At 48.5% G+C, this 18,080-nt stretch carries 18 protein-coding genes; 13 read left to right on the top strand and 5 right to left on the bottom strand.

The features are described from left to right. Positions 1-10: 10 nt before the first annotated feature. Entirely contained in the window at positions 11-1,003 is a 993-nt protein-coding gene (gene galE, locus J2S25_RS10015; RefSeq protein WP_307191805.1) for a UDP-glucose 4-epimerase GalE, read from the top strand. 12 nt (positions 1,004-1,015) lie between these two features. Beyond that, positions 1,016-2,116 (top strand): M24 family metallopeptidase, encoded by a 1,101-nt coding sequence (locus tag J2S25_RS10010; protein WP_307191804.1) that lies wholly within the window; start codon positions 1,016-1,018, stop codon positions 2,114-2,116. Between the two features lie 48 nt (positions 2,117-2,164). Here the strand turns inward: J2S25_RS10010 and J2S25_RS10005 are convergent, their stop codons facing one another. Beyond that, complete coding sequence (locus tag J2S25_RS10005) at positions 2,165-3,376, bottom strand: ROK family transcriptional regulator (RefSeq protein ID WP_307191803.1); 1,212 nt, start codon at positions 3,374-3,376, stop codon at positions 2,165-2,167. A 130-nt stretch (positions 3,377-3,506) separates the two neighbouring features. Here J2S25_RS10005 and fabZ point away from each other — a divergent pair, with 130 nt between their 5' ends. From fabZ to J2S25_RS09990, 3 genes are all read left to right on the top strand, one after another. Then, on the top strand, positions 3,507-3,929 hold the full coding sequence (gene fabZ, locus J2S25_RS10000; RefSeq protein WP_307191802.1) for a 3-hydroxyacyl-ACP dehydratase FabZ: 423 nt from the start codon (positions 3,507-3,509) through the stop codon (positions 3,927-3,929). A gap of 160 nt (positions 3,930-4,089) precedes the next feature. Next, positions 4,090-4,512, top strand: coding sequence for a RelB antitoxin-like protein (locus J2S25_RS09995; RefSeq protein WP_307191836.1), 423 nt, complete (start codon positions 4,090-4,092; stop codon positions 4,510-4,512). 374 nt (positions 4,513-4,886) lie between these two features. Further along, positions 4,887-5,195 carry a hypothetical protein gene (locus J2S25_RS09990; RefSeq protein WP_307191801.1) on the top strand — a complete coding sequence of 103 codons (309 nt, stop codon included), beginning with the start codon at positions 4,887-4,889 and terminating at the stop codon, positions 5,193-5,195. A gap of 502 nt (positions 5,196-5,697) precedes the next feature. Here J2S25_RS09990 and J2S25_RS09985 read toward each other — a convergent pair. Beyond that, the gene (locus J2S25_RS09985) at positions 5,698-6,129 is read right to left on the bottom strand and encodes a YwpF-like family protein (protein ID WP_307191800.1); all 432 of its coding nucleotides are present in this window, start codon (positions 6,127-6,129) and stop codon (positions 5,698-5,700) included. A 250-nt stretch (positions 6,130-6,379) separates the two neighbouring features. Here J2S25_RS09985 and ssb point away from each other — a divergent pair, with 250 nt between their 5' ends. Together ssb and J2S25_RS09975 are read left to right on the top strand one after the other, a co-directional pair. Then, a complete protein-coding gene (ssb, locus tag J2S25_RS09980; protein ID WP_307191799.1) occupies positions 6,380-6,751 on the top strand; it encodes a single-stranded DNA-binding protein in 372 nt (123 codons plus the stop codon). Further along, the gene (locus tag J2S25_RS09975) at positions 6,744-6,950 is read left to right on the top strand and encodes a hypothetical protein (protein ID WP_307191798.1); all 207 of its coding nucleotides are present in this window, start codon (positions 6,744-6,746) and stop codon (positions 6,948-6,950) included. Before ssb ends, J2S25_RS09975 begins: the two co-directional genes overlap by 8 nt. A 400-nt stretch (positions 6,951-7,350) precedes the next feature. On the opposite strand, the gene J2S25_RS09970 is transcribed toward J2S25_RS09975, so the two are convergent. Continuing rightward, positions 7,351-10,173, bottom strand: coding sequence for a DEAD/DEAH box helicase (locus J2S25_RS09970; RefSeq protein WP_307191797.1), 2,823 nt, complete (start codon positions 10,171-10,173; stop codon positions 7,351-7,353). Positions 10,174-10,228: 55 nt separating this feature from the next. Beyond that, complete coding sequence (locus J2S25_RS09965; protein ID WP_307191796.1) at positions 10,229-11,854, bottom strand: SWIM zinc finger family protein; 1,626 nt, start codon at positions 11,852-11,854, stop codon at positions 10,229-10,231. 267 nt (positions 11,855-12,121) lie between these two features. Between J2S25_RS09965 and J2S25_RS09960 the strand changes: the two genes are divergently transcribed. From J2S25_RS09960 to J2S25_RS09950, 3 genes are all read left to right on the top strand, one after another. Next, entirely contained in the window at positions 12,122-12,784 is a 663-nt protein-coding gene (locus tag J2S25_RS09960; protein WP_307191795.1) for a hypothetical protein, read from the top strand. 12 nt (positions 12,785-12,796) lie between these two features. Beyond that, positions 12,797-14,014 (top strand): efflux RND transporter periplasmic adaptor subunit, encoded by a 1,218-nt coding sequence (locus J2S25_RS09955; protein ID WP_307191794.1) that lies wholly within the window; start codon positions 12,797-12,799, stop codon positions 14,012-14,014. 272 nt (positions 14,015-14,286) lie between these two features. Continuing rightward, entirely contained in the window at positions 14,287-14,439 is a 153-nt protein-coding gene (locus tag J2S25_RS09950) for a YwzD family small protein (RefSeq protein WP_307191793.1), read from the top strand. Positions 14,440-14,491: 52 nt separating this feature from the next. Here the strand turns inward: J2S25_RS09950 and J2S25_RS09945 are convergent, their stop codons facing one another. Next, positions 14,492-15,433: an SGNH/GDSL hydrolase family protein gene (locus J2S25_RS09945; protein ID WP_307191792.1), complete on the bottom strand. Its 942-nt coding sequence runs from the start codon at positions 15,431-15,433 to the stop codon at positions 14,492-14,494. A 60-nt stretch (positions 15,434-15,493) separates the two neighbouring features. Between J2S25_RS09945 and J2S25_RS09940 the strand changes: the two genes are divergently transcribed. The 3 genes from J2S25_RS09940 (at position 15,494) to J2S25_RS09930 (ending at position 17,813) form a co-directional block, all read left to right on the top strand. Then, positions 15,494-16,243 carry a YveK family protein gene (locus J2S25_RS09940; RefSeq protein ID WP_307191791.1) on the top strand — a complete coding sequence of 250 codons (750 nt, stop codon included), beginning with the start codon at positions 15,494-15,496 and terminating at the stop codon, positions 16,241-16,243. Beyond that, positions 16,233-16,937 (top strand): CpsD/CapB family tyrosine-protein kinase, encoded by a 705-nt coding sequence (locus J2S25_RS09935; RefSeq protein ID WP_439117495.1) that lies wholly within the window; start codon positions 16,233-16,235, stop codon positions 16,935-16,937. Before J2S25_RS09940 ends, J2S25_RS09935 begins: the two co-directional genes overlap by 11 nt. Positions 16,938-17,048: 111 nt before the next feature. Next, positions 17,049-17,813 (top strand): tyrosine-protein phosphatase, encoded by a 765-nt coding sequence (locus tag J2S25_RS09930; protein WP_307191790.1) that lies wholly within the window; start codon positions 17,049-17,051, stop codon positions 17,811-17,813. Positions 17,814-18,080: the final 267 nt, after the last annotated feature.

Genomic DNA, 18,080 nt, shown 5'->3' with positions numbered 1-18,080 from the left:
GGAAGAGAAAATGGCGATTTTAGTGACTGGCGGTGCTGGCTATATAGGCAGCCACACAGTAGTGGAATTAGTGAACCAAGGGGAAGAGGTAGTTGTCATTGACAACCTCGTGACAGGCCACGAACAATCCGTAACAGGGGGGACCTTTTATAAAGGAGACATTCGCGACCGCAGTTTTCTTGATCAAGTTTTTTCAAAGCATGAGATTGAAGCGGTCATCCACTTTGCGGCAAGTTCGCTTGTCGGAGAGAGTGTATTTAAGCCGCTCGATTATTATGAAAATAACCTGATCGCCTCGCACACGCTTGTTTCGGCGATGCTTGCTCATCAAGTGAAGAAAATTGTGTTCTCATCCACAGCCGCCACTTACGGCGAGCCCAAATCGGTGCCGATCCTCGAAAAGGATGAAACGAGTCCGACAAGCCCTTATGGCGAGACGAAGCTGGCGATGGAAAAAATGTTTCGCTGGAGCGACGATGCGTACGGGCTAAAATCGATCTCCCTGCGCTACTTCAATGCCGCCGGGGCACACCCGGATGGAGAAATCGGCGAGGATCACACTCCGGAAAGCCATTTGATTCCGATCATCCTCCAAGTAGCTCTTGGACAGCGAGAACAGATCAGCATTTTTGGTGACGATTATCCGACGGCGGATGGCACGTGCATCCGTGACTATATTCATGTCATGGATCTCGCGAACGCCCATTGGCTGGCGCTCGAGCACCTCCGCAAAAAGGAAACAAGTGATGTTTTCAATCTAGGCAATGGCACAGGCTTCTCTGTTAAAGAGGTAATTGAAACAGCGAGAAAAGTAACCGGTCACGAGATTCCCGAAGTTGTCAGCCCACGCCGGGCAGGAGATCCAGCTGTTTTGATCGCGTCTTCGGAAAAAGCCCAGACGGCCCTTGGCTGGAACCCAAAATATAATAATTTAGAAACCATCATCGAAACAGCCTGGAATTGGCACAATAACCATCCGGCAGGCTATGGAGACAGGAAATAAGGGGGAGATAGTATGGGGGAAATCGTAAGCAGCCCATTAGCGAAAATTGCCGCTTTTTTAACTGAACATCACTATGACGGAGTGCTGTTCCGCAAGCGCAGCAATTTTGCCTGGATAACCGGCGGCAAGGATAACCATATCGTTAACACGACAGAAAATGGTGTCGCCGACTTAGTAATTTTTTCCGATAAAAAATATTGCATCACCTCGAAAATGGAATCTGCCCGTATTCATGACGAGGAGCTCGCAGGATTAGGCTATGAATTCGTGACTCCTGAGTGGTATGAGGACCAGGATGCAGCCGTTCGTGCGCTATGCGTCGGCAAAAAAATCGCCAGCGATACAGCACTCGAACCGTTCGATCAGCTGACAGCGGAACTGGCACAGCTTCGGTTCACCTTAACCGAAACCGAACAGGAACGCTATCGCTGGCTTGGGCAGAAAGCAGCCAATGCAGTCGAAGAAACGGCGCGGGAAATCAAGCCTGGAATGACCGAATTTGAAATTCAGGCCCATTTGGCTGCCAAGGTGATGAAGGAAGGGATCAATCCGCATGTCCTCCTAGTGTCAACTGATGAACGAGTGTTTCGCTACCGCCACCCGATCCCGACAGCCAAAAAACTCGAAAACTATGCAATGATCGTCATTTGCGCCGAAAAATGGGGCCTGATCGCAAACGCAACTCGATTTGTCCATTTTGGCCCGCTCCCACAAGAGCTCGCGGAAAATAAACAAAAACTCGTACAAATTGATATCGCGATGAACGTGGCGACAAGACCGGGAACACCGATAAAAGAAGTGCTGGAAAAAGGCTTTGACATGTACCGCGAAGTTGGCTATGGAGAGGACTGGCGCTTCCTGCACCAAGGAGGACCAACCGGATACGCATCCCGTGAATTCCTCGCAACCCCAGACGGCCCAGGCATCGTACACGAAAACCAAGCCTTCGCCTGGAACCCCGCCATCCGCGGAATAAAATCAGAAGATACCATCCTAGTCGGAAAAGAAGAAAACGAAATAATCACCCACACAGGAAACTGGGTCTACATCGAAGTAGAAAAACACGGCAAAAAATTCCTCCGCCCAGACATATTAGTGCGGGATGGAGCATAGCAAGAAAAGCGCTTCTCCTTTTGGGAAAGCGCCTTTTTTTTGCCAAAATTAATTGCTGCGTGTCGAGAATAATTCTGCCAGAATCAGCGCCACTGCGCCCATGACGGATGCGTCTTCGCCGAATTTGGAGAGGACAATTTCCGTTTCCTTTGCCGGTGTCGTCAGCGCTCTTTGCTTGATGGTTTCTTTCAGGCTGTCTAGCAGGAAGCTGCCGGCAGCGGAAACACCGCCGCCAATGATGATCCGCTTTGGATTGACGATATGAATCAAGTTGGTGACGCCGATTCCTAAATACCTCCCGGCCTGAGCGAGGATATTTCGGCTGAAAGCGTCCCCTGCGACTGCCGCTTCGTAAATCAACTCGCCAGATATTTTAGCTAAATCACCTTCAGCCAGCAAACTTTGCTGACCTAGTTTCAGTTCTGATATTGCTTTTTCAGCGATTGCCGGTCCGGAAGTGAAGGTTTGCAGGCAGCCGTAATTGCCGCATGTGCATTTCGGACCATTGATATCGATGACCATATGGCCGATTTCTCCGCTGATAAAATTTTGACCATGAAACAGCTTGCCATTTATGATCATTCCTGCGCCGACGCCGCGGCCGACATTGATGCAAACGAGGCTGTCCACTCCTGCGCCATTCCCAAACCATTGCTCCCCGAGACTCATCGCCCGAGCATCATTCTCGATTTTAACGAGCATTTGAAAATGATCTTCGAGGTATTCCTTGATAGGAATGTCCTGAAGCTGGAGGTTGGGAGCGAAGACAGACCGGCCTTTGTCTACATCGACAATCCCGTGCATTGCAACGCCGATTCCAATAATATGTTCCTCGATGACGCCAGTTTCCTGCTTGATTTGGTTAACTGAATTGGTCATTAGCGTTAGTAAAGCTTCCTTTGTAACGCCAGCAGGAATCGGGATGATTTCTTTTCTGATTATTTTTCCGTTGATATTTGTCAGCGCAGCCTTTAGGTGATGGGAACCGACATCGAGACCGATGACATGAAACATCGAACTATTTAATGTTAGCATCGTCGGTTTCCGGCCGCCGCTCGATTCTCCCAAAGACTGTTCGATGACGATGCCAGTCTGCAATAATTCCTTAACAAGATTGCTGACAGTAGGCGGGGTAAGCCTGGTAACTTTGGCGATTTCCGCCCGTGAAATAGGCCCTTTTTCGCGAATGATCGTTAAGATGACGGATCTATTTAAGGATTTCATTAACTGGAAGCTGCCAGTTAAAAGCTTTTTGCTCATTTTTGTCCTCCAGTCACTTTGTTAAATAATATTATAAACTAGTATGGGGCCTTAATGAAGTTTTCCCTTCTTTTTCCGTAAGGTTTTTAGTACAATGGTTAGTAAGTATTAGTAGGAGGTACTAGCAAACATGCTTGATATCAGCCAAATTAAAGAAATCATCCCGCACCGCTATCCGTTTTTATTAGTCGATAAAATTCTGGAAATCGAAGAAGGCAAAAGGGTAGTCGGCATTAAAAACGTAACAGCAAATGAAGAATTCTTCAACGGCCATTTTCCTGATTACCCTGTGATGCCAGGCGTGCTAATCGTCGAAGCGCTGGCGCAGGTCGGTGCAGTTGCCGTATTGAAGCTGCCGGAAAACCGCGGCAAGCTCGGCTTCTTCGCCGGAATCGACAATTGCCGGTTTAAAAGACAAGTAAAACCAGGCGACCAGCTGCGGCTGGAAGTGGAAATGGTCAAGCTACGCGGACCAATCGGCAAAGGAAAAGCAGTAGCCACCGTCGATGGCGAAATAGCATGCGAAGCAGAGATAACATTTGCAATAAAATAAGCATTCAACGGACCCAATGGAGAATTGGGTTCTTTTTTTACAAAAAATTAGAAAATAAAACCTCCTTAGGAATAAAGTATTACAAATATGTATATTATGTACATAGTGTACACTATGTACATTCTGCTTCCATTTGCTATAATGAGGAGGAAAGGGAGTGATGATCATGCAAGATTTGTTATCCGCTACTGAAGTTCGCGCTGACTTTAGCCGGTTTATTGATAATGTCGTTCATGTAAAGCCACTTGCTGTAAAGCGCAATCGCGATGTATTTTGGTCCATTTCACAGCAGATTACATTAGAACTATTATCCGGCTATACTATCGCAGTCGAGTATGAGCAAGAAGAAGATGGAAGTTTCTCCGGATCTTTATTGCCATTGAATGATATCGTGTGTTATGGCGATACATTTGAACAGATGATGGAAGATGCAGCACTACAATTAATCGAGTACGCTCAAGATTACTACAAAGATTTTCCCAAATACTATAACTCCCCTAATCGAAAAGGACATTTACCATATATCCTTCACGTTCTGGCACAAGAGAATCTTGAAGGAGTAAAAGCTCTTATACGTGGCTAGTTGGAAGGAGCTACGCAAGTCCGTAGTAGGCTTCAGTTCGGACAGGTTTCCGTCATTTCCCGTAAAAGTAGTCCGAAGTAGGCCCAAGTTCGGACAGGTTTCCTCCTTTTCCCCCAAAAGTAGTCCGAAGTAGACCCAAGTTCGGACAGGTTTTCGTCCTTTTCCGTAAAAGCTGTCCGAAGTAGACCCAAGTTCGGACAGGTTTGCGCCTTTTCCGGCAAAAGTAGTCCGAAGTAGGCCCAAGTTCGGACCGATTTCCGTCTTTTCCCCCAAAAGTAGTCTGAAGTAAATAATTTTTTTTTAAGTGGGCAAGCTAACGGCAGACTTGTGCAACAGGTCTCCAAAATACCTACTCATGAAAGGGGCTTTTACTGATGAAGAAAAAGCTTTTAATGTTAATTGGTGGAACTTTGCTGTCGGCTATGTTTCTTGCTGGATGTGCGACTAATGGGGATCAAAACCCTCCACCGGATAGGAACGTCGACAATCCTGCAGACAATAATGGCAATATGAACGACAATAACGGGGTCAATAATAATGGTGTGAACGATCCGAATGTGCCCGACACTCCGGATGTCAACACGAACAATGATGGCGATATGATGAGGGACAACAATTCGCCTGGTGAAGATGCTGTAGAGGACAAAATCGATCGAAATGATAAGAACAATACGGATCAATAACAAAAAACGGGCAGGAGTGAATTCCTGTCCGTTTTATTTTTTATTTAGGAATTATTTAGGTTTAGATAACTACTTTTGGTTTTCTTAATCCAGCTTCAGCGCCTAGCCCCTCGAGTCGCTTGTCTAGCTGCGGCTCCTAACTCCTCGAGACGCTTCGTCCTGCCAATGAAGTCAAAGAACGACTTCACTGTCAGGCCCTCCAGCGCTTGTCGGAGTTGAACAGTCGCCTTCGCATTTCGAATTGTCTAGTGTCGCCTCCTAGAAACTTCAAAACTTCAACTCCACCGGAAGAAGCAAAAAACGCTTCTTCTGGTGGAGTCTCCAGTTTCTGCGTTTCTGGGCAGTCGGCTATACTTTTCGGTTTCGGTCCGCCCAATGAAGTCAAAGAACGACTTCACCGGTCGGCCCTCCGAGGCACAGGATGTGTTAGTCCCGCCAGCCACAGGACGTGGCGTTTTAGGCGGGCAGCGCTTGTCGGGGCTGTTCGAGGCGCTTACGCTTTTTATTTTTTCGTCTGTAATATCTTTGGTCTTTGAATGATTTTTTCTTTGAATTCCGTTAGCAGCTGTTCGCCGGTATATCCTTTTTCGAGCAGGTATTCGAGCAGCTTTTCTGGGTAATCGCTTTTTGGTTTTGTTAGCTTTCCTGATAAAAGGATGCTGGCATGGGTCTTTAGCTGTTTCACACTGCTCACTTTTGTCAGGAATGCGGCTGGGTCGTTTTCCCGTTTGGTGATGACGACTTGGACGATGATTTCTTTTTCCTTGTCGAGTGCATCCTGAAAATACGGGATATACTTATGGTCGGTAAAAGCCTCAACAAGCCAGGTGCCTTTGTCATCCTCTTTGTTGATGATCAGGCCGTCCTTCATTTCGATATCTACTAAAGAATCCCCATCAGCCAGCTGCATAGAAATCAGTTTGAACGTCTTCATGTCAACCACCTCCCGTAATACTTGTTCAAATTATAACACAGAGCAATTTGAAAACGAATTTGTCGAATGAAAAATTTGAAATAAAGGGAAATGAATTTTTCGTAGGGCGAGGCAAAAGCAAAACTAATAAATTCCATAAAATTCAAGGCAGTTACCGCGCATTTTTCAGAAGAAAGGACTATTTTCGACATTTTACACGCGGCTAAATAAGGAATAGTATCAGGCTATAACAAAGAAAGGAGATGAAAACGTGATCAATCAAGTTACGCTAGTAGGCAGACTGACGCGGGACCCGGACTTGAGATACACAGCTGAAGGCAAGGCGGTGTCGAATATTACGCTCGCAGTCAACCGGCATTATAAAAATGCCAGCGGCGAAATCGAAGCAGACTTCGTCCATTGTATTCTTTGGGGCAAGACGGCCGAGAACACGACAAACTACTGCAAAAAAGGCACGATTCTTGGGGTGACTGGCCGCATCCAGACAAGGCAATATGATAATCAGGACGGGAAGCGTGTCTATGTGACCGAGGTCGTGGCCGATGGAGTAAGATTTTTAAGTTCAAAACCAGCGCAGCCCGCCCAATCTGTGGCGCAAAGAGAGGAGCTTCCCTTTGCCTAATGAAACTGGCACGATCGAAGGGCTGCTGGTCAGCCTGATTAAAATGGTTGGGAAAAACAATGAGACGATCGACGAACTCAAAAGGCGTGTCCGCCAGCTCGAAGCAGCCTCCAAAGAGCAGCAGATCCATCGCGTCTACTCCTTCATTGCCGAGCCGCCGCGCCCTAATTCCAGCCGAAGAGAGTACGTCCCAAAATAATATTCCAAGGCCAAATCGAACATGATCCGCCAAGAGGACATCCAGTTGATTTCATCAAAAAGAAACCGCCGAAAATGCCCTCCAGACGAATCCATCCAGCACATCCAGAATGATCCGCCAGAACTACCCATCTAGATCCATCCAGACCCATCATCCAGAACTACCCATCCAGATTACACCAACCATAACCATCACCCAGAACTCCCAACCGAGAAAGACCGCCAAAAACAGAACGACAAAATACACAAGAAGAATTTCCTCGGTACACTTCACTAAGGATCTTCGAGAGAGAAATTCAAGAACAGAATCTCCAATCCCCCTCAAAGTAGACGCCGGCAGAGCAATAGCCGGTTTTTTTGTTGCTTAGCAGGAAATTATAAAATTATTTAGTTGTGGAGCACTATGACAAAAACACCAATTCTTGCAAGTCGTCGGTGGAGAGTTCGGTGATCCAGCTGTCGCTTTGGATGATCTGGTCGTTTAGGGTTTGCTTTTTTTCGAGCATTTCGTCGATTTTTTCTTCGAGTGTGCCGGTGCTGATTAGCTTGTGCACGTGGACGAAGCGGCTTTGGCCGATGCGGTAGGCGCGGTCGGTTGCCTGGTTTTCGACGGCTGGGTTCCACCAGCGATCATAATGGACGACGTGGTTCGCTGCGGTTAGATTGAGCCCGGTGCCGCCGGCTTTCAGCGACAGCAGGAACACAGGGAACTGGCGGTCCTGGAACTTCGTGATCAGCTCATCCCGCTTTGCTTTCGGCAGGCTGCCGTTCAGGAACGGAACGTCGATGGCGAATTTCTTTTTCAGCGCGGCCTGGATCATCTCGCCCATGTGAATATACTGGGTGAAAATGATGCAGCTTTCTTCCTGTTCGAGGACGGCGCTGACGAGATCGATCAACTTTTCCATCTTCGCCGACCGGTCGATCAGCTGCAGCGGATTTTCTTCCTTCAAATACAGGGCAGGGTGGTTGCACAGCTGCTTTAGCCTGCTTAGCATTTGCAAAATCAGCCCTTTGCGCTCGAAGCCAGACAATGTCTCGATTTTCAAGAAAGTGTCTTTGACGAGCTGCTCGTATAAGGAAGCCTGCTCAGCCGACAGCGGGCAGTATTCCTTCTGCTCTACCTTATCCGGAAGATTGAGCGCCACCTCTTCGTCCTTCTTCGTCCGCCGCAAAAGGAACGGCTTGATCAACGACTGCAGCTTGGCGATTTTTTCGGTTTGCTCTTCCTTTTCAATCGGCAAAATGAATTCTTTCTGGAATTGCCCCGAGCTGCCTAGGTAGCCGCGATTCGTAAAGTCGAAGATCGACCATAGCTCGGACAGCCGGTTTTCCATCGGCGTGCCGGTCAGGGCGATATGATGCCTGCCCTTCAGCTTGCGCACGGCACGCGACTGCTTCGTATCCGCGTTTTTAATATTCTGGGCCTCATCAATCGCAATCGCACTCCATTCGACGCTTTCGAGCACTTCAAAGTCCAAATGCGTCAGGCCAAAGGAAGTCAGCACCACATCCGCTGCCATCGCTTCTTTGGTAAAATCAGGCCCCTTCAGGCGGTTCGGCCCGTAATGCAAATGAACGCGCAAATCAGGTGAGAAGCGTTCGAGTTCCTTCTGCCAGTTGCCAAGCACCGACGTCGGGCAAATAATCAACGACGGATGTCCGTCGGTTTCCTGTTCCTTTACCGCTAAAATATAGGAGATCAGCTGAACCGTTTTTCCGAGTCCCATATCGTCGGCGAGCAAGGCGCCAAATCCGTATGTCCGCAGGAACAGCAGCCAGTTCATTCCGAGCTTTTGGTACGGGCGCAGCTCGCCGTGCAAGCCCGCAGGCACCGGGACATCCGGGATTTCCTTCGTTTCCGACAGCTGCTTGATCATCTGCTTCCAGTGGCGGTTCAGCTCAATCTGGATTTTTGCAAATGCCCGCGGATCATCCGTCTCTTCGTCCGCTTCCTCCTCGGCTGCCAGCTCCTGCTGCAGCAGATCGCGGATATGCAAGCCCTCTTTATCGGCCTTCTTCATCATTTCCTGAATCTGGTGGATGAAGCCATGATCCAGCTTAATCCAGCGGCCTCTCAAATAGACGAGCCGGCGCTTTTCATTCACCAGCCGCTGAAAATCGTCCTCGCTTAAGTCGACGCCGTTCATCGAAAAACGCCAGTCATACTCCAGCATCGCATTCAAGCCGACAAACGAACGGCGGTAGCCAGTCTGGCCCTTCATCCGTGCCTTCACCTTCAGGTTCGCGTTTTTGATCGCTTCCCACCAGGAAGGGAGGAGAATTTCAATCCCGAGCGCAATCAGCGTCTCGCTCGCTTCCGTTAAAAACATCCACGCTTCCTCTTCGGTAAGGAGCGACTTCAAACGGCCGTCTACTTCAAGCTGTGGAAAAATGGCCGCCAGCCGCTTTTCTTCCTCGTCCACGCGATCGCTAAACGCTTCCCAGCCTGCAGGATAGCTTGCGTAGTCATCAGCTGCGATCAGCATCGGCTCGTCTTTTCCACGCAAAAATAACGTAAGACTCCAAGCGCCAAAATCATCGGGTGGCTCCTCGAGCCGCAGCCCGATCGCAAACGGCGCCGGATTTTCCTTGAGGCCAATCCACTCCAGCCAGCGGTCCTCGGTAAAAAACGCTGCCAGTTGCGTTGCCGTCAGCTGCTGGTTCCGCAGCACATCGAGCTTGTCGCCAAGCAAGTATTTCATCGTTTCATTTTCATGAAAATAAGACTCGAGCCCATGATGAAACAGCTCGGCGACGAACTCGCGCACGAGCAGCTGTCGATCGTTGATCACCAGCTGCTCTTCCCAGAACGGCTGATGAAACTCATCGAGCACGCTCTCGGGCAGCTTCCAGTGAAACTTCTCGCCATCCAGCTCGCTGAAATCGGGATGCCATTCCTTCGCCAAGATCGCATCGTAAATCGCATGGGCCGTCGACAGGCAAATATCGCCAGCGGCATCCCACTCCCACTCCACAAGCCGGTTGAAGCTCTCCTTGCCGAACAGCGTCACCAGCTCCCAGGCGCTTACGATCACTCCTTGAGAAACGCCCCATTTGTCTTCGTCCAGCATCGTCCCGTAGTAACTTTCCTTATGCCGGAAAAACAGCAGCTTTTTCCATTTATATGTCTCCAGCTCTACGCCATTGAGATCCTCGCCAGTTAAAAAATAACGCCCATCTGCAATCGGGATCACATCGATATGAATCTGCTTGATTTCCATCGTAAACTCCACCTCCCGGAACATCCCCTGCCGTTCCGCTATCGTACTATTTCCGTCATTCCTGTATCAGCTTGCTCCGCTTACACTCCTCGTGAAAGGCACGAAGTCGTTTCGTCTTCACGAGCAGCTTCGCGAAAAATGCTTCCCATTCCGGTGTCCGCTTCAGCTTTTTATAAACAGTCCGCAGTTTTTTCAGGATTCGTACCGCCTGCTTGTAGCTAGTGCGGTTTTTCATCTCGATTAAATCGGCGGCCATTTGGTGGTAGAGCGGAAGCAACACTTCTGGAGCTTCTTTTTGCAAAATCTTCAGCTGTTCACTGGAAATCCCATAATCTTCAAAGCCAAAATAGGACTGCAATTCGCTCCACTGCTGAAAGTGTTTTTTTTCAAATAAGGTTTGTTCGTATTGGTAAAAGCTATAAGGCATCGACTGAGCCAGCGCCCGGTCATACAGCTCGCCGCGGCCTAGTTCGCGGGTAAATGTCCGAATCAGATTCAACGCATACTGCGTGAATTTTTTACAGGAATAATAATCGCCCAAGTGCAGTAAATAATTCCGCAGCTGCTGGACGAGGTATTCAATGAACGGCGCCATTCGGTTCCACTCGCGCTGGGCATGAAAGCCATCCAGCCAGTAAAACAAATAAGGAAGGGAGCGGACCGGAAGCGCAGTGAACCGCTTCAAGGCATCTCCGTCCTGCTTGGATAATAGCAGCTGGTGGATCAAGGCAACTTCCTCGATTTCATCGCGCTTGCCATCGCCAAACGCTTCCAGCCGTGCTAACTCCGCCTTGCGCCAGGCATTGTCGCGAAAAAGTTTATCCCACAGCAGCCGGTATAAATCAATGCGCTCATAGCTCAATGGAATCGCCGGCACCGTCAAGTGGACCGAATCGTCCTTCAGACGCTCGAGAACAGCATCAAAAGAAAACGGCATCGTCCCGCTGGCGATTCGTTCGATTAGTTTCTCGGCATCATGGTACAAATCCTCAAACAGCGGCCAGTAATACCGTTTTATCGTCGCTTCCTGATCGTGGCCCGCATCAACAGCGAGATCGGTGAGCAAACGGAAGGAATGCAATGTCGCTGCAAGCAGATAGAGAGGTCTCCAGCCAGCCTCCACCGGGGCATAAGTCTCCATGCGCATGGCATAGGGGCGAAACAACCCGGAGACAAAATGGGCGTGCGGCTTCCCTTGGGCAAGGACGATTTTCGCGAAATTTTCCTGGAAAAAATCAACCCAGCGATCATAATCAAGCCCTGGATGCTGGTTGTTTTTCACGAGATCCTTCGCGCGCTTCAGCCCCCATTTTTCGGCATTGATCTGTTCGATCGCCGGCTGGCGCCAGTTCGCCACCCAATCGGAGACGCTCGCGACGTCGCTGTAAGCCTGGAAAAAAGCCGCGAGCCGATGGCGGCAAAACGATCCAGAAGGGCAGGTGCAGCTGCTTTCCTGCGGATCATCCACATTTAGAAACACACGAACCGGTGTCACGTCCTGGACCGTTGCCCAGATCGAGTTCACCATGTATTTTAAGTGGTGGACCGCCCCTTGATGGTAGAGCATCAGCCCTTTCTGCACAAGGCGCACATCCTCCTGCTCCTCTGGCTTTAGGATCGTATTCAGTTTTGCACCAGCTTCTTTAAAAATCAGTGCCTGGTTTTCCGGTATGACAGCCACAGCATTTCCCCCGTTCCCCCAACAATTTTGCAAATAACCGATGATTCGACAAAAAGCACGGATACTCTTTTATATACTAGTAAGAAAAAAACATATTCTCTTATTATACCCAAAAAATAGTGATTCGAGGAGGGGGGAATGGAGATGAAACGAAATTCCGGGACTTATCGTCTAACTTTTGTAGCGGAAATGGTTTTTCGTTTCCTATTGGCAGCGATTCCGCTAATATAGAAGGCAGACAAGCTACGACAATCTGGGGGCATAGAGATGGAGAATCGAATCGAAGTATTTCGCGGACTGTTACACTACCGCTACTATACGTATAAACTAAGAGATGCAGAACGGTTTCCGGGTGTGTGGAAAAAAACGATTGTATGGATATTGCTGAGCGGGCTGATCTTCGGGTTTAGCGCTTATTACGGGGTCGACTCCGAGTATCTTTCCAGAAAGCTTGCGGCGATTCCGCGGGCAGAATATGAAATGACGAAATTATTATTCCTGGCAGGGCAAATTCTTCAGGGACTGTTTTTCGGTGCGACGATGCTGTTTTTGCCTGCGCTGTTTTTCTGGGCGGTGACCGATTTGGAGTACAAGCGACTGCTGGTGATCCAGCTGTTCACGATGCCAATCCTGCTTTTGGAAAAGCTGTTGCTCGTGCCGCTGGCGATCTATCTAGGGCTGACAAAGATCAGCTCCCCGTTCTCATTAGGGATCATCACACAATACATAACCGAAAATGGCTGGCTCATCTATTTTTTTGCCAATCTATCGATCTTTAAAATCTGGACTATTTTTCTAGAATACAAATATGTAACGGCAATGACCGACAAAAATCCGAAGCTGATCCTGCTGATGGTGATTGCGATTCAGCTTGTTATCTGGCTTTTTGTGGCGCTTCTTTCATTCATTCGAATGGAAAATATCCTTTAAGGGGGAATACGGATGAAAAAGCAGACAGCCATCCTGGTGACCGCCGGAATGCTAGTTGGAGCGGGCAATCTCTATCTTGCCCTCAAGGAGGACAGCAAAGCGGTGCGCTCCTCCTATATCGAGAACTGGGCGGAAATCGGCAAGCAGACGTTGACGGAAACGCTCCATGCCGAAGGGGTCGTCACACCCGAGACGGAGCATCACGTCTATTATGATCCTAAATCAACTGAGTTCAAAGGCTTCCTCGTAAAAGAAGGCGACGAGGTACAGGCAGGAACGCCGCTTTTTGACTATTCCTCCGCTGCGATCGACGACGAGCTGGCGAGGCTCGAGGCGGAGACGGACAAGCTCGAAACAGAGGCGAGATTGCTGGAGGAGCAAATTCAACAGCTTGCCTATCTGCAATCCGTTTCGGATGCGACGACGGACGATTCACTGCCGGTTGCCGGCGACGGAATCACAGTCGATACGACCAATGATTTGCTCGCCGTCTCGATCGAGAAGGAAATGTATGACAAACAATTGGAAAAAAGCCGCGTCGAAGCAGAAATCGACCAGTACAAGCAGCAGATCGCTGCCTATGATAGCAGTGGCAAGCTTGAAGCAAGCAGCGAGGTTGCCGGCTCGGTAAAAGACATTCACTATGACTTGAATAATCCAATCATGACGATTATATCCGCGACGCCAAAGGTCGAAGGAATGTTTTCCGAAAGAGATTTGAATAAGGTTGAGGAAGGGATGGACGCCTATGTGAAAGCGGATTTGCTCAAAGGCGCAATCGGCGGCACCGTTACGAAAATTGCCACCCATCCTGAATCTGACCCTGCGGTATACAAGGAAAGCCAGTTTCCGTTTGAAATTCAGCTTGAGCTGAAAGACGAAACAATCGTCCACGGCACCCATGTCGATGTCTCCGTCGTCACCAACCAGGTCGTTAATGCGGCAGTCGTTCCGCAGACGGCGATCTCAAAAGGCAAGATCTATGTATTGAACGAAAACGGGAAGGTCGAACCACGCAGCATTACCAAGGGATTAGCAGTTGGCGGGATGACGGAAGTGAAGCAGGGAGCCAAGCCGGGGGAACTGTTTGTTCGCGAACCGGAAGATGTTCAGCAAGCAAATAGTCCATTTTTCAGCAAGCTGAAGCTCAGTTCCTTGCGCAAAAACACATTCGAGGAAGCAGGAAATCGCCAGCTGTTCAAGCAAATCCTCGTCGGATTTTTCAAATAAGGCTAGCGAAAATTGCCTGCAGGGGTTTTGCCTGGTTGGGACGGTGGTAGATAGAAGACAGATTGGCCGTTTTCCGTAGGCGAACGGAATCACCGACCGCGTCCGGTTTGCATAAAGTAAATTGAAAGCTAGCAAAAGGAATCGCGGCAGCCAGCATAGAGGGACTCATCCAAGCAAACAAGGCGAGCGATCATAGCGATTTTAGTTGGGAAACTATTTACAATTTTTTGCTAGAATGGTAAAATCATTGTAGAAGCAATGGAGGCTTAATAATGGATACTCAAGAAAGACCGGCAGAATGGAATCAAGAGCTTTTTTACGATGTCATGAAAAGGGCGTTTGAAAAAGGCACGAATAGCAAGGAAATAACAATTCAAAAGTTAATCGAGGATTTAATTTTTGATTTAAAGGCGATTCATGAATAACAAAAGGGTGACTCGGAAAGCCGAGTCACCCTTTTGTTGTTTAGGTAGATTGCTAGTTGGCGATGAAATAGTCGATCAGGTAATCCGCCCAAAGCTTATGGCCGGCTTCGTTTGGAAAGCTTGGATCCCCGCCTGCAAGAAGCTGCAGCCGCTCTGCTTCTGATTCCGGCCATGCCTGCCAGTGGTCCAAATAGTCCAGCCCGTTCGCGTCCGCATACGCTTTAAGTGCCTCGACTTGTAGCGGGTAAAACCGGGCATTCGATAGCGGATTCGCCGGCTGAAGCAGCACGACTGCATCGGGCTTCGCTGTATGGATCGCGGCGATGATCAGCGAATAATGCTCCGCTGCCTGGTCATTGTCGACTTCGCCGTTATTCATCAAGATGAACGGCTCGAGCAACACGAGGTCCGCTTGTTCGGCAGCCAATTCGGCTTGCTTGTTTGCCTGGATGAATTCCAGCGAGGTACTATCATAGCTTTTGACGCTAACGTCGACGGCATCGCCATACGTTTGATCCAGTTCCGTTGCCAACAAGTTGGCCCAGCCGGTGTCGTTCTCCCCTAACGCTTTTGAGCCAGCAAGGAGGATTTTAAAGCTGCGTTCTTCGGCAACCGTGCGTTTAAAAAGCGTTTGCGCCGCTTCCGGCCAATTTCTTGTATAGGCAGACAGATCCTGCTCGTGATCCGGCAGCTGCTCTGTCGTTCCCGCAGTCGACACAGTCGCCCTTGTCGCCCCTGTCGCCGGATCGCTTTTTACTAGCACCTTCTCTTTCCATTGTTGATTTCCTAGCCACAAAACTGCCGCACAGGCGATCGCAAGAATAACAATGCTCCACTGTTTCATTTCGCCGCTTCGTCCCCCTTCAAAGGTAATGTGTAATATATCCCATTTTAAAAAATCCCAAAAAAAATACAGCTTAAAAATTGCAAAGATGATAGAATGAGGAAAGATTACAATTTCATTAAGATTATGACAAGAATCGCCAGTGAACACAAGAGTTTATGCTATAATAACAGAGGATTTTCACTTTTTTGACAGGTTCAGGAGGGCAAAATGGAAGAGACGATTAGTTTGAAAGAGTTATTTGAAACGCTGAGGAAACGAATCCTCCTCATTCTGGCAATTACTTTCACCGCAGTAACGGTAAGCGGGATTGTCAGTTTTTTCTTTTTAACCCCGATTTATCAAGCATCAACGCAAATTCTCATTAATAAATCAAATATGGACCAGGGGAATTACAGCTACAACCCTCAAGAGCTTCAGGCAAGCCTGCAGCTGATTAACACATACAATGTCATCATCAAAAGCCCGGCGATTTTGGATCTCGTTATTGACGAAATGAATTTGGACATGACGTCTGCGCAATTAAGCTCCAAGATCACCGTCGGCAGCGAAAACGACTCGCAGGTGATGAATGTTTCCGTCCAAGATGAAGATGCAAACCGGGCGGCAGCGATTGCCAACACGATTGCGAAAGTTTTCAAATCCGAAAACATCATGAAGGCCGATAATATTAATATTTTGGCAAAAGCAGAAGTAGCCGAGGGCCAGGCTCCGATCAAGCCGCAGCCGACGCTCAATATTGCGATCGCGATGGTAGTCGGCCTGATGGTTGGTGTTGGACTCGCCTTCCTGCTGGAATACTTGGATAATACCGTCAAAAATGAACAAGATGTCGAAAAGAATCTCGGACTGCCGATCCTTGGGGTCATCTCCGTCATTGAGGAATCCAAGCTCGAAGAAATAACGAGACGGCGTACCGACCGAAAAACAAGAACAAGAGGTGAGTCAATTGGCTCTTAACAACAAGATGAAAAAAGCAATGGCTAGCACGAAGCGAATGCTCGTCACCTTTTTGGATCCGAAGTCGCCGATTTCGGAGCAGTATCGGACGATCCGAACGAATATTGAATTTTCGTCAATCGATGAAGACATGCAGGCGATCATGGTGACCTCTTCTGGCCCTGCTGAGGGAAAGTCGACGACAGCAGCGAACCTCGCAGTCGTGTTCGCCCAGCAGGAAAAGCAAGTGCTGCTCGTCGACGCCGACTTAAGAAAACCAACCGTTCACTATACATTCAATCTCACGAATACATTTGGGCTGACTTCGGTATTGTCGAAGCAAATGCAATTGGTCGAGGCAGTCGACGATTCGGAAATTGACAATCTCGGCATCTTGACAAGCGGGCCGATTCCGCCGAATCCAGCCGAGCTGCTCGGCTCAAAGGCGATGAACCAATTCCTCGTAGAGGCGAGAGAGCATTTCGACGTGATTATTTTTGATACACCGCCTGTGCTTGCGGTAACCGATGCACAAGTGCTGGCCAATAAATGCGATGGCTCGATTCTGGTTGTCTACAGCAGAAGGACAGAGATGGACGGAGCCATAAAAGGAAAAGAGCTTTTGGAAAATACGAAAAGCAAATTGCTCGGCGTCGTCTTAAATCACAAAAAGCTGCAAAGCTCCGACTACTATTACTATTATGGAAACAAATAACAAGGATTCGACAAAAACCGGCAAAATACACCCGTTTCTTATTCGTTTTTTCCGTGGTACTATTAGAAAAGTACTAGAAATGTGACAAAATTATGGAAATGAGGGGACGCAATGGTTGATTTGCATTGTCATATACTAGCAGGAATCGACGATGGGGCGCAAACGATGGCAGACAGCGTCGACATGGCCCGCGCTGCGGTGGATGAAGGAATCGACACAATCATTGCGACACCCCATCATAAAAATGGCCGCTACGAAAATAGCAAACAAGCAATCATCGAAAAGACGGATGAACTGAATGCCGTTTTAAAAACCGAGGGAATTCCGCTCCACATCCTCCCCGGCCAGGAGCCAGCGATCCATGGAGAGCTGGTAACTGGGATGACGCTCGGGGAAGTCAGCACGCTGAACTTTAGCCGCTATCTTTTCATCGAGCTGCCGGCCGGCCATGTGCCGAGGTACACCGATCAGCTTCTCTATGATGTCCAGGTCAACGGAAAGATCCCGGTCATCGTCCATCCGGAACGAAACCAGGAAATCATCGAGCGACCCGACATCCTTTATCAGCTGATTAAGAATGGAGCGCTATCGCAATTAACGGCGGCGAGTGTGTGCGGCCGGTTCGGAAAAAGGGTGAAAACCTTCTCCGAGCAGCTGATCGAAGCAAACCTGGCTCATTTTATTGCCTCTGATGCCCACAACACAAACAAACGCGCCTTTTATATGACGGAGGCCTATCACGATATCGATACCCGCTACGGCGTGGATATGGTTTATTTTTTCAGAGAAAATGCCGAGCTGCTCGTAATGGACAAAAATGTCTACAAGGAAGTGCCACAGCACATCAAAAAGAAAAAATTCCTTGGACTCTTCTGATGCCAACATGACTTTAGCCTATTACTTTGTCAGTTAGACCTGACCGGCGATGCCTCCTGCCCGTTACACATGGAGGCACTCGATCATGCTGTGGGATGCTTCTATAAGCAGTCCTTAGACACGGGAGTTGTCGATAGCATGATGTGAGGACGGGTTGGATGCCCGATTTATTTTATTTTTTCTTAAGCTAACTATCTAATGAAAGCCCATGGTCTTTGGTACGTGGGTTTTCATTAGGTAGTTATTTTTTTAAGCCCAAAATTATTA

The organism is Mesobacillus stamsii (genome assembly GCF_030814065.1).
Lineage (GTDB): Bacteria > Bacillota > Bacilli > Bacillales > Cytobacillaceae > Mesobacillus > Mesobacillus stamsii.
The sequence above is the reverse complement of the archived record's forward strand: the minus strand, read 5'-3'. Positions and strand labels throughout refer to the sequence as shown.